The 12,694-nt window shown below is 23.5% G+C and carries 13 protein-coding genes and 1 tRNA gene; 8 read left to right on the top strand and 6 right to left on the bottom strand.

Annotation, left to right across the window (positions count from 1 at the left end; genetic code table 4):
• Positions 1-136 precede the first annotated feature (136 nt).
• Positions 137-940: a hypothetical protein gene (locus AACK89_RS01870; protein WP_338978904.1), complete on the top strand. Its 804-nt coding sequence runs from the start codon at positions 137-139 to the stop codon at positions 938-940.
• A 209-nt stretch (positions 941-1,149) separates the two neighbouring features.
• Here the strand turns inward: AACK89_RS01870 and AACK89_RS01865 are convergent, their stop codons facing one another.
• From AACK89_RS01865 to AACK89_RS01850, 4 genes are all read right to left on the bottom strand, one after another.
• The gene (locus AACK89_RS01865; RefSeq protein ID WP_281749630.1) at positions 1,150-2,388 is read right to left on the bottom strand and encodes an IS256 family transposase; all 1,239 of its coding nucleotides are present in this window, start codon (positions 2,386-2,388) and stop codon (positions 1,150-1,152) included.
• Positions 2,389-2,445: 57 nt separating this feature from the next.
• Positions 2,446-2,718 (bottom strand): hypothetical protein, encoded by a 273-nt coding sequence (locus AACK89_RS01860; protein ID WP_338978903.1) that lies wholly within the window; start codon positions 2,716-2,718, stop codon positions 2,446-2,448.
• A gap of 347 nt (positions 2,719-3,065) precedes the next feature.
• Entirely contained in the window at positions 3,066-3,323 is a 258-nt protein-coding gene (locus tag AACK89_RS01855) for a hypothetical protein (RefSeq protein WP_281748997.1), read from the bottom strand.
• Positions 3,324-3,446: 123 nt separating this feature from the next.
• Positions 3,447-3,608 carry a hypothetical protein gene (locus AACK89_RS01850; protein ID WP_252319474.1) on the bottom strand — a complete coding sequence of 54 codons (162 nt, stop codon included), beginning with the start codon at positions 3,606-3,608 and terminating at the stop codon, positions 3,447-3,449.
• A gap of 176 nt (positions 3,609-3,784) precedes the next feature.
• On the opposite strand from AACK89_RS01850, the gene AACK89_RS01845 reads away from it, so the two are divergent.
• The 4 genes from AACK89_RS01845 (at position 3,785) to AACK89_RS01830 (ending at position 8,589) form a co-directional block, all read left to right on the top strand.
• A tRNA-Ile gene (locus AACK89_RS01845) sits at positions 3,785-3,861 on the top strand.
• Positions 3,862-4,163: 302 nt separating this feature from the next.
• The gene (locus AACK89_RS01840) at positions 4,164-5,252 is read left to right on the top strand and encodes an ABC transporter ATP-binding protein (protein WP_338978902.1); all 1,089 of its coding nucleotides are present in this window, start codon (positions 4,164-4,166) and stop codon (positions 5,250-5,252) included.
• A gap of 29 nt (positions 5,253-5,281) precedes the next feature.
• Entirely contained in the window at positions 5,282-6,664 is a 1,383-nt protein-coding gene (locus tag AACK89_RS01835) for an ABC transporter permease (protein ID WP_338978901.1), read from the top strand.
• Positions 6,665-6,765: 101 nt separating this feature from the next.
• Complete coding sequence (locus AACK89_RS01830; protein WP_338978899.1) at positions 6,766-8,589, top strand: MATE family efflux transporter; 1,824 nt, start codon at positions 6,766-6,768, stop codon at positions 8,587-8,589.
• Positions 8,590-8,661: 72 nt separating this feature from the next.
• On the opposite strand, the gene AACK89_RS01825 is transcribed toward AACK89_RS01830, so the two are convergent.
• Both AACK89_RS01825 and AACK89_RS01820 read right to left on the bottom strand, forming a co-directional pair.
• Complete coding sequence (locus AACK89_RS01825) at positions 8,662-9,060, bottom strand: hypothetical protein (protein ID WP_338978897.1); 399 nt, start codon at positions 9,058-9,060, stop codon at positions 8,662-8,664.
• A gap of 308 nt (positions 9,061-9,368) precedes the next feature.
• Complete coding sequence (locus tag AACK89_RS01820; protein WP_338978896.1) at positions 9,369-9,569, bottom strand: hypothetical protein; 201 nt, start codon at positions 9,567-9,569, stop codon at positions 9,369-9,371.
• A 320-nt stretch (positions 9,570-9,889) separates the two neighbouring features.
• Here AACK89_RS01820 and AACK89_RS01815 point away from each other — a divergent pair, with 320 nt between their 5' ends.
• The 3 genes from AACK89_RS01815 (at position 9,890) to AACK89_RS01805 (ending at position 12,658) form a co-directional block, all read left to right on the top strand.
• Positions 9,890-10,480, top strand: coding sequence for a hypothetical protein (locus tag AACK89_RS01815; protein ID WP_338975365.1), 591 nt, complete (start codon positions 9,890-9,892; stop codon positions 10,478-10,480).
• Between the two features lie 34 nt (positions 10,481-10,514).
• Positions 10,515-11,351, top strand: a complete 837-nt coding sequence (locus AACK89_RS01810) for a hypothetical protein (RefSeq protein ID WP_338978894.1) — start codon at positions 10,515-10,517, stop codon at positions 11,349-11,351.
• Between the two features lie 167 nt (positions 11,352-11,518).
• Positions 11,519-12,658, top strand: a complete 1,140-nt coding sequence (locus AACK89_RS01805; RefSeq protein ID WP_338978892.1) for a hypothetical protein — start codon at positions 11,519-11,521, stop codon at positions 12,656-12,658.
• Positions 12,659-12,694: the final 36 nt, after the last annotated feature.

The following is a 12,694-nucleotide window of genomic DNA, read 5'->3' as shown; positions in this document are numbered from 1 at the left end:
TTTCTTTAGATAAATTGGAGGTGTTTTTATTATAAACACTATATATGTTTAAAATAAGCATATCAATAATTTGTTTTAAGAATAATGTAAAATTAATTTACAAAAATTTAATAAAATTAAGGAGAGATTTTAATTTATGCCAAAAGAAATTAGAAGAAAAAGAAAAGTTATTGTAGGAATGGTTGGTGGGACAGTTTTGGCTGGTGGATTAATCGGGGGTATTATAGCAATTTCTGAAATATTAGTTCAAAATGAGGGGGTATATCAAGAAAAATTAAATATTTTTAATTGACCTGAATCTTATGGTGCAATATCAACTTTATTAAATATAAAAAATGATTTATATGTCGGAACTAGTAATGGTGTATATAAAATTAAAGATAATGCAAGTAATACAAAAGATAAAATAATAACACCAATTACTGGTATTAATGGTTATATTTCTAGTTTAGTTGTTACTAATGATGGAACTGTTTATGTAGCAACTTTTGCTAATGGACTTTTTAGATATTCTCCTGAACAAAATATTTTGACACAAATATCAGAAATAATAGGAGAAGTTTATAGTTTAGTAGTTATGGGCAATAATGTATATGTTGGAACAAGAACTTCTGATTGTTATGGTAAGTTATTTATGATTGAATCTAATAGAAAAGTATCAGAAATTAAGGATTGAATTGAAACATATGGTGAAGTTAGAAGTTTAGCGGTTATTGATAATGATTTGTATATTGGTACTAAAACTGGTACATATACTGGAAATTTATTAATATTTAAACCTAATGGAATATTAGAATTGTTAAAAAAATGAAATCAAAATAATGGTGAAGTTTGGAGTTTAATAGTTTTTGGTAATAATTTATATATTGGAAGCAAAAATTATAATGATAAAACTAATCAAAATTATCAAGGGAAGTTATTTTTTAAAAGAATAAAATAAAATTATTAAAAAAATAAAAAACATTATAATAAAAATATTATAATGTTTATAGAATATTTAGTTAAAACAAACCTTAGCAAAATTAAGTTTCATTTTTAAAATATTAATAAGATAAAGTATATTAATAAAAATTAATGAACATAGTAATTATTAATTATTTCAAAATTGAGGCTTTTTAATAATCTGTGTATCTTTGTTTTACAAAGTTACTAATTTAGATTAATTCTGTCTTCAAATTTTATCATAAAATGAGCAATTGCTGTATTTCAATTTTGAATAGGCAATGTTCATTTTTTTGTTATATTTTCAATTGCCAAGTAAAATATTTTGAAAACTGCCATATCATTAGGAAAAACTTTTTTATTTCTGATGATTTTTCGTAATTGACTATTAACAGATTCAATAGCATTTGTAGTATAAATCACTCTTTTGATTTCTACTGGATAACTAATAAAAACCATTAAATTATCTCAATTTTTATATCAAGATTTAGTAATTTGAGGATATTGTTTATTTCATTTACTTTCAAACGATTCTAAAGCTTGCATTGCTTGTTCTTCACTACATGCACTATAAATTGGTTTTAAATCTGCAACTAGACCTTTTCGATGTTTGTATGAAACATATTTTAAACTATTTCTAATTTGATGAACAATGCATAATTGATGTTCTGTTTTAGGATAAACTGATTGTATTGCTTCTGACATGCCTGTTAAATTATCACTACAAGCAATAAGAATATCATTTAAGCCACGATTTTTCATTTCTGTGAAATTAGATAATCAAAACTTAGAACCTTCATTTTCACTAATTCATAATCCTAAAACATCTTTTTTGCCTTCTAAATCAACTCCTAATGCTATATAAACTGATTTGTTAATAATCCGTTTATCTTGTCGTACTTTAACTACTATACAATCAAAATAAACAATAGGATAAATACTTTCTAATGGTCGATTTTGTCATGCTTTAACATCATCAATAACATCATCAGTAATTTGACTAATAACACTTTCACTAATATCAGCACCATGATATAACTCTTGCAACTGCATTCTAATGTCAGATAATGTCATTCCTTTTGCATACAAGGAAAGAACTTGTTGATCAAAACCATCAAATCTTCTTTGCCTTTTAGGAACTATTACAGGAGTAAAATTACTATTGCGATCTCTTGGTACATCAATTTCAATTTTACCTTGTTGAGTTATTAATTTTTTTGAACTTGTACCATTACGAGCATTTTCAGTAGTACTATGTTGATTTTTTTCATATCCTAAATAATTTTGCATTTCAGAATTCAACATTTTTTCAACTAATCTTTTTGTTAATTCTTTATATAAACCGCCAGGTTTAAAAACTGTTGTTAAATCTTCAGTATTTTCTAGTAATAAATCTACTGCTTTTGATATTGGATCATTATTATTAAAGTTATCTTTTTTAGCCATCTGTAACTCACTCTTTCTAGTCATTTAATTATATTTACTAGAATTAATTAAACATAGTTATTTTTGTAAGTTACACAGATTACTAAACATTTCCTCAAAATTTTCGATTGCATCTCAAAAATTATTATTTTTTTCTCTTATTTTAAAAACAAAAATAATTACTATGAATAGAAATACTGTATATAGTAAGATTGGAGTGATAATTATACAAAAAATAACTCCAATTTGTAATTGAATTCAAGGATAGTAATTATCAGGAAAATGACTTAAATTACAGAAAGAACTTGCTGAAGTGCTAATAGTATAACTTAAACCAAAATGTTTTAACATTGTATATCCATCTTTAAAATTTGAATGGCATTGTTCATTATTATTGAATTTAAAATAAAAGTTACTAAATCAAATTAAGTATAGACCAGTAATTATAATTAAAACCGTGATTGCAAATAATATTATAGTTGTTAACTTTAATATTTTAACTTTTTTCATTTTGATACCTCTTTAAATATAAAAAAACATTTTTAGATAATAAAAATAATAAGTTAAAAACTATATTATTTTATGTAAAAATGATAACAAATTTATATTGTTTTTACAATTATTGATTGTATAAGCAAAGTTTTAATTAATTATATAAATGAATAATATTAAGAAAATATTTGAATATTTTCTTAATATTATTTTGATTTATTAATTTGATTCAATATTCTACTTGCATCTAAATTAAATGGTATTACAATAATTTCATAGTGAATAATTTCGCGATTAGGGTATCCAAATTTTGTTACTATTTCTTTAAAACTTAGATGAAATAGTGTTGCTAATTCTAATGTTTCAAATGCTTTATATTTTATGTCATCACTTTGATTTGTTTTATATTTTAATAAATAAATTTCTTTGAGTTTTATTTTCATTTCATTTTTATTGCCATTCATTTTTTTACCTCTCAAACTTATATAATTTAACAAGTAAATTATATATAAATTATATCATTTTACTTAATTCATATTTAGTATTTTTTATTAAAAAATTTTAATAAATATACAATAAAAATATGATTATGAAAACGTAGGTGATTTTGCAATAATATCATCATTAATTTTTTCTATATTCTCATTCTCATTTATATCTTTTATATCATCATCATTTAGTGTTGCTTCTTTTCCTAAATTTTGATTTCATTTTTCAATTTTTAAGATATGTATTTTAATCTTTGTCATTCTCAATCCCCTCTTAATAAAAAACCTTGTATGAATAAATTATACAAAAAATTTTTTTTACTTTTAAAAATATAAATTTTTATTATAAGAATATTAAATAAAAATTAAATAAAATATTGTTATTATATATTGCAATCGTGCTTGAACAAATATATAATATCTCTGTTGCTCTTTTTGGGACTATAGCTCAGCTGGTTAGAGCGCACGCTTGATAAGCGTGAGGTCGATGGTTCAAGTCCATTTAGTCCCACCATTATATGTGAAATTATGAAATAAACAGTTTTGTTTATTTTTTTTATTATTTAAATCAAATTGAAATTATAATAAAGATATAAATCAATTAATTTATTAAGGATATAAAAAGTTATAATAAAAACCTATCATTAATCAGATATTTTAATTAGTGATAGGTTTTTAGTAATTGTTATTCAATGTCAATATCTTTAATATTATTAATTTTTTTATTTTTGAATTATAAATTAATATATAATATATCAGTATTAAGCATATTAATCATATAGTAATTATTATATTTAAGTAGTTAGGAGAATGAGTATGAAAAAACAAGAAATATTAAAACCAGTTATTAATAGTTCTTTAGTTGAAGATGATGTTAATGCTAAATCAAAAGAAAAACATAAATTTCTAAATTTTATTAAATCATATTTTAAAAACTGACGTAATCATTATAACCGTAATGTAATAGTTAATCCTGAAGATGCTCAATATGCAATTTTAATTCGTGATTTTACTAAACAGTTTAAAAAATTTAAAGCTGTTGATAATGCTATTATTAAAGTTAAAAAAGGTACTATTCATGGTTTTATTGGTCCAAATGGATCAGGCAAAACCACTACTATTAAATGTTTAATTAGCGCTATGGTTGAAACACACGGTGATTTAATTATTCATGGTAAGCGTTCATGAACAGTTGAAGCAAAAAAACAAGTTGGTTATATTCCAGAAGCTGCAAGATTTCCTAAACGAATTACTACTTATGATTATTTAATTTCAATGGGACAAATTAGCGGTTTGAAATATAAAGTTGCTAAGGAAAAGACAGAAATGATTTTAAAGGAATTAGATTTATGAAAGTTTAAAAAACGTAACCCTAATGCTTATTCTTCGGGTATGAAGAAAAAGGTGTTATTAGCACAATCACTATTAAATAATCCAGATGTCTTAATTTTAGATGAACCAGCCGCTAATCTTGATCCAACAGCGAGAACAGAATTGTTTAATGATTTAAGAAAACTTCGTGAGCAAGGTAAAACTGTTTTTATTTCATCACATATTTTATCTGAATTACAAAATTTAGCTGATGAAGTTACTGTTTTAAATTATAGTAAAGTTGTTTATACAGGATTGGTTAATAAAACTGATTCATTATATGAAATAAGTTCTAATAATGATAATAATAAATTAATGAAGTTATTAATAGATAAAAAATTTTCAGTAGATGTTAATGAAAATCGTTTATTGGTAAATATTAAAACTGAGGCACAAGTTGCAGAAGTATTAGCAATTGCTTTAAATGCTAATATTATCATTACTTATTTAAAACCATATACTGTTGATTTACAAACAATGTATGAACGAATTGTTATGGAAGCCAATGATAAAAATAAGAAGGGAGAAAAATAATTCCAATATTTCGTTATACTTTTAAAAAGATGATTGCTACTCCTTCAACTTGAATTATTTTTATTATAACTTTAATTTTTCTTGCCTTATCTTGGTCTTTAATTTCGTTATTTGTGGGTTCTGAAGCAATAAAACAATTAACTTATGATCAAGCATTAAATTTTTATGTACCACAATGAAAAGTATTATCATTCTCGGTACTTTTATCAATTATGATTTTTGTATTTATTTCAGTTAAAGCAACACAAGTTTTTCGTGATGAAATTGATGATGGTACTTTATTGATTTTAGTATCAAAACCAGTTAGTAGAACTAGAATTTGGACTGAAAAGTTATTATCTTTACAAGTGGTAATTATTTTATATTTATTTTTATCTATTTTTATTGCTAGTTTTGTCATTACTATTCCTGGCATTGGTAGTTCAACTATTTATAGTGCGGTATTTCCTTATTTATGAATTTTATTTGGTGTTGCTATTATTTTTGATTTAATTATTTCTTCAATTGCTATTTTATTTTCATTAATTTTAAATGCTAAGGCTTTAGTTGCAATTATGATTGGAATGGCTGCTTTATTCAATATTTTTGCGACATTAATTAATGGTTTAGTAACATTTGATCCTACATATTATGTTGTTTCACAGTCATTAGCAGTTTATAATAATGTAAAAGCTAAATTAGATAAAACTGATATTGATTGAATTAATGATGTATATAGAAAAAACCCAACAACTACTATTGAATCTATTCAAAAGGCTATGTTTAGTATTTACGATACATATATTAAAGAAGTTAAGTATCCAAATAATTATGATTATCAAAAAGAACAAACAATAGTATTAGCAATTAAGAATGGTAGTACTATTACTCCACCAACTACTGATGCTCCTAAAGACTTAGTTACTCATATTTACAATATTAGTAATGCTTTTCGTCAATGAAAAGAACAAAGTTTTGAAGAATTAATGACAGGTAAAAAAGTTGGACTTGATAACCTTGGTCCCAAAAGATCAAATGGTGTTGGTAGCAATGATGTTGATTATTCAGTAAATCTTATGATTACGGGTTTAAATACATCTCTTTCTCAATCACAATATGATGCTCTTAATACTAAGACATCACAAGTTAAAGCAATGCGTTATTTAAATATTTTTTATCAATTAAAATATATTTGAGATGGAATATCGACTAAACAAGGTTCAATCTTTTCTTATCCAAGGAAGTATGCTATGACAGCAGATCCTTATTTAGTTAGTTTTAATAAAGTTAACACAAATTATGAAGTTGATACCAATAAAGCAACTAATAGTAAAATTCTTAATTTTCCAGTTTTATTGACTGTCTATGTTTTGCTTGGTATTGGTTTATTTTGTTCTTCATGATTAGTATTTAATCGTAGAGATTTTACTTAGTAGTTTAAGTATTTTTTATATATTAAATTTCAAACCTCATTATTTAAATGATGTAAAATTATTATTATAATATAGAGCAAATTAATGATAAGGGTGAAATTATGAAAATTAGTGGATTTAAAATTAATAATAGAGCAAATCCACATAAAATTAGTAATTTTTTTGCTACTAAAAAATGATATTTATTAGCATTAATGATTATTATTCCAGCAGTATTGCAACAAATATTATCAGCATCAATGAATTTACTAGATAATATTATGGTTGGAGAATTAAAGGATAGTTTTATTAGTGATTTAAAGCCAATGAATAATCATATTAGGGATATTTTTACTTCATTAGGACTTTGAGATAATTGAAGTTGATGAAAAGATAATGGTTTAGAACATTTTTATCATTTGCAATATTCAGCAGGACAAATTGCTGTTTCGGGAGTTACTGCTTCTAATCAAATTTTTGTTATTACTTATGCCGTTATGGGAGGTTTTATCAACGGTGTTAGTATTTTTGGTGCTCAATTTTATGGAGCTGGAAGATATGCTTCTTTAAGACAAACAGTAAGAATGAGAATTATTTTTGGATTTTTAATTGGAGTAATAGTTATTATTTTATCTTATACAGTAGGTGAATATTTAATTTCTTATACTACTAGTCCTAGTAGTGCATTGGATAAATTTAATCAATTATGTGCTGCTAAAGGATTAACTCTTAATGATATTAATGAGTTAAAGGACATTTTAAATTATAATCATCCTTTTAGTGAAAATTCACTTATTGATTTTATGAATATTCATAATATTGATAAAAATGATCCCCAATTTGTACAAATTATTTTACGTTATTATGAATTTCATTTAGCATCTTTAGCAACAGCACAAGGTATTGATTATAATCAATGAATTGTTTTTTCTTATCCATTGTTAGGAATAAACTTTGCTTTTGTTTCAGTATTTCGCGAAACAAAACGTGGTTATATTTCATTAATATTAACTTTTGTTTCAGTATTTATTAACTTTTTATTAAATTTATTATTAATTAATGGTATTGGTGCAGTTACAGGAATTGGAGCACGAGGTTCAGCAGTTGCTACTTTAACAGCGAGAATTGCTCAGTTGGCATTAATTAGTGGTTTTATTATATGAAAGAAATATGAATTTCAACCAAAAGTTTTGAAAATGTTTAAGATTAGGGGTGATTTATTTAAAAAAATTATAATTAAAACATGGCCATTAATGTTAAATGATTTATTATTTGCAGTTGCTACGACAATGATTATTAGATTAATTTCGCAATGAAGCTTTGAAGCATTAAGTGGTTCGGCAATTGCTTCCACGATTAATACCATGTTCTATACTTTATATATTGGATTTGGTATTGCTTCTTCGGTGTTAATTGCCAATCGTTTAGGTGCCGATGATTTGATTGGTGCTAAATATAATGCTAAACATTTAATTAGGTTAGGCTTTTTTGTATCATTATTTTTTGCTGGCTTATTAGTTTTATCTTCATTTTTTTTACCACAATTATTATTTAATGCAACAACAGAAGCCTTACGAATTTCTAGTTGAATTATGCGTGTTGATGCTATAGTTTTTAGTGCTTATACTATTTTGTATACTTGTATTTATGCATTTCGTGCTGGTGGCTTAGCAATTACTGTTTTACTTGTTGATAGTTGTTTTACTTGGTGTTTTTCAATATTAATTTTATTTATTGAGGTACATTATAGTCCTTTAGATATTGTTTATATTTATGCTATTATGCGTTCTTGTGATGTTCTTAAGATGATTATTTCTTTATTTATTTATCATCGTGGTAAATGAGTAAGAAATTTAGCAAGTAGTATGAATAAAGTATATCCAGAATCTCCACCAGTAATTGATATACCAAAAGCAAAAGATAAAGTTGATATTGCTAATTTCTAAAAATTGAAAATTTCTTTAATATATAATTTAAATAAACGCCATAAAAGGCGTTTATTTAAATATGTTTAATTTTTAAAATTTTACTATTCTTGAATTACTTGGCTTTATTCTTTGCTTATAATTTTTTGTTGGAATATCATTTTCATATTTACGTAGTGTTTGTTCTCAAGGGATGTCCTTTTCTTTTTGTTTATTAATGGGGTTAGATATTTGTAGTTTTGGTTGCATTTTTAGAGGTACTGAAATATCTGAATTTAAAGAATCTGTTGATGTGGATTTTGAATTAAAACCTTCATCACTACTGTTAGATAATAATTGATTTTCCAAATCAGAAATTTTTTCACTAAGTTGAAATATTTCTGATTCAAATTGTTCAACCATTTGTTCATTGACTTCGACAATTGTTTCTTTTTCTTGCTGTTCTTTTTGATTTAATAAATCAATTAATAAATTATTGTTATTATTTAACAAATTATTTTTATCTTCTAATAATTTGTTTTCATGTTCAGTTATTTGATTAATATTAGTTATTAAATTTGCATATTCTGTTTGTTTTTCAATATAATTTGAATTTAAAATATTAATTTTTTGTTGATTATTTAATTTTGTTTTTTTAAATAATTCACAATTTATTTCTTCTGTTTCAATTAAATTATTAATACTTTTATTTTTATTTATTTTTCCAAATGAAAAAAGATTAATAAAAAAATTTTTAATTTTGTTAATTTTTTGTTCCTTTAATTTATAGATTTGAATATTAAATTGAAATACTTTATCTTCTATTTCTTTATTTTGTTTAATTCAAAATTGAATAGTTTTTTGATAATTATTAATTTTTTTTCAATTTTCTCACTTTTTTGAATAAGTTTTATTTTTTCTGCTTTTAAATTTAGTAGTTGTTTTTTAATTTTTTCTATAGTTTCATAATTTATTAAATAAGTTTTGTTAGTAAATAATTGCTCTTTTTTAATTGTTTTCATTTTGTCCCCCTTTTAAAATAAAAACCTATTTGTTAAAAAATAAAACAATAGGTCAAAAACTATATTTTAGATTACAAGTATTATATCTAATATTTTTTTATAAACGAAAAATTACTTTATTTTTAATATTTATTATAATAAATTATTTTAGTAATAAAATGAAATATTAAATTTTATTAAAATCAATATTTGTGATATTATTATTAATAATTTAATATATGTTCATTACTAATATAAGTATTTTTTATTTATATTAGTTTTTTATTAAATTATATTAATCAGAAGGATATTTTTCATAGATTAGAAAGAGAGAAATAAAAATGGATATTAGTAAATCTTCATTTGCTTCTTCAATGCAAGATGAAAATAATTATGTAGTGGAAATTGTTAAACCTTCACTATCAAGAAAAAAAAGTTTTCGAAAAAAATTTAAAAAAAATTTTGTAAAAAATTTACCTATAATAGCTGCCGGTACTGCTACAGTAGTAACATTAGCCGCTGGTGGAATTGATGGCTTTCAATGTTCTGATTTAGGAATAGCAGCTAGTGCAGGTACATCTGGTGCTATGATGGGTGCAGTTATTAAAGCTACGATTAAACAAAATAAACAAGAGAAAGTAGAACTAGAAGATGAGAATAATGAAAAATCAAGTATTCTTCAGAGAAAATTAGAAGAATTACAATTAGAAACAGTAAGAGCAAAAATTGTTAAAAAACAATTAGAAAGAACTAAAGTTGAACTTGAATTAGTTAAAGTAAGAGAAGAATTAGCAAAACTTAATAACATAACTAGTTTAAATATTACTTCATCACCGATCCCTCAAGAATTTAATTTAACAAAAGTAGTAAATGTAGAAACAAGTAATAATTGTTCATTATCAATTCATAAAAAAATAAGTACATATATATAAAAATGTAAATAAACAATTGAAAAGGATAAAAGATATGGAAACGCAATTACAAAATTTAAATAATTGTAATAATGAAACTGTTGTTATTGCAAAAAAAACTTTAGATAAAGAAAATAAAAAATTTTATTGAAAAACTGGTATTCAAGCTGTTATAAGTACTGCTGCTATTACTGGCTTGTTTGTAAGTGGTGTTGGGTTAGTACCAATATCTATTTTTTCTGGAAGTGTAATAATTGGTAATACACTTTCAATTTGAGCAGAAAGAAAAAGAAGAAAAAATATCAAAAAATTTTTTCAAGAATGAAATAAAAAATTAAATAAGGAATTAGAAATTAGTAAAATAAGATCAGAAATACAAAAAGAAAGATTAGAAACAGAAAGATTAGAAGCAGAAAATTTAATTAAGCAAGAAGAACTTGAACAATTAAAGTTAGAAATAAATGAAAAAGAATTAATTATTTTAACTAAACAAATAGAATATAAAAAAATAGAATTAGAAAAAAGGAAGATAGAAGCAGAAAATTTGATTAGGGAAAAAGAACTTGAACAATTAAGTCTAGAAAGAAGTAGGGTACAACAAGATATTTTAACTAAGCAGTTAGACCTTGCAAAATTAGAAATGACTACCACGTTAGAAGCAGATAAAAGATTAGTACAATCTCAATTAAATAGTACATTAAAAGTAGAAAGTTTATTTGATATTTTAGAAAAAAATAGATTAGCAAAAAAAGAGAGTAGAAGGAAATTTTTTGAAGATGAATCATTAGATGAAAGATTAAATATTGAAGAAATTAATAAATCAGAATCACAAAATCAACAATTTTTAACAAAAAATTATTCGCAAGAACATTGCAAATTTAAAGTTTATTAAAAATATTATGATACATTTTTATTAAGTTAAATCTAAATTTTAATTTTCAAGAAGTATTTTTATAAAGGTTATATTTTCATTTATATTTCATAATTGTCGTTAAACATGTTAATCATCATTTATGATAGAATTTAATATATGAGATTTTAGAGTTGTGAGGTTTTAGTATGGAAGTGTCAGCAGAGAATTATAGAAACATTAATTCTCATAATCGTTGAGGAATTATTGTTAGTTCGGGGTTAATGGCAATAACTTTGATTATAAGTTGAGTATTATGACTTATACTTTATCGTACTAATGCTAATGAGATTTTAGTAATTTTAACTGAAGTAATTAATAGTAAAGGCATTACATTTACTCTTACTTTTCAGATTTTAACAATTTTTACTTTAATTTTTTCGGTTATTACTCTAGTGTTTATTACAATTCCATTTATTTTTTTAAATAAATATAGAGTAATAACTTTAGTATGAGTATTAATAGTAGTAGTAATTTCGCTTGTCTTACTTATTGGTTCAGGATTATTAATAAGTTATGGTTATAAAAAAATTTATAGTTATGTTATGGACAAAAAAATTATTAATGTTTTATTTTTTATTTTGCCTTGAGGCTTTGCATTAATTTGTAGTTTCTTTTTAGTACTTTTTTCTTTATGATTAATAATGGCTAATCTAAGAAATAAATCAAAAAAAGCATTATCATTGACAAATAATAATGCTTTATCAGCAACAGAAATATCCGCGAGTGTTGAACAAAATTCTCTTTTTGGTGAACAAACTATTGGACCATCATTTACAGATCTATTTTTTAATGAACACGATAAATCAACACAAGGTATAAATATAGTTATTAATAATACTGGTGGAGGTGCACTTCCACAATCAAAATTACTTGATTATCAAGTAACTAGTAATCCGAATCCTGTTCAAACTAATAACAGTAGTAATTTTGTTAATAGCGAAGTAACTTGAACACCACAACAAATTGAAGAAGTATGAAATAAAGGAGAAATTATTGATGATTATAATCCACAGTTATATCGAAAAGACTATGCAGGTGCGCTAATGTTTAGGAATAACTTTATTAGTAATGTTAAACTTGATGATGATCCTAAAAGTTATAATTGAACTATTATACATCAACGACCTTTATTTCATGGAGGCACTTCTGATATTAGTAATTTACAACCAATGAATAATACTAATGCTATTACTAAAGGTAATAATTATCCACGTTGAAAAACAGCTATTGCTTTTAATGGAAAACAAAATTTTTTAAAACAAAAATCATGAAAAGATAAAAAATAGAGTATTAATCATTAATTTAATTGAAGATTATATTGA

This window comes from Spiroplasma endosymbiont of Panzeria rudis, from assembly GCF_964019705.1.
GTDB classification, from domain to species: Bacteria; Bacillota_I; Bacilli_A; order Mycoplasmatales; family VBWQ01; genus Spiroplasma_E; species Spiroplasma_E ixodetis_A.
This window is presented reverse-complemented; position numbering and strand designations above follow the sequence as displayed.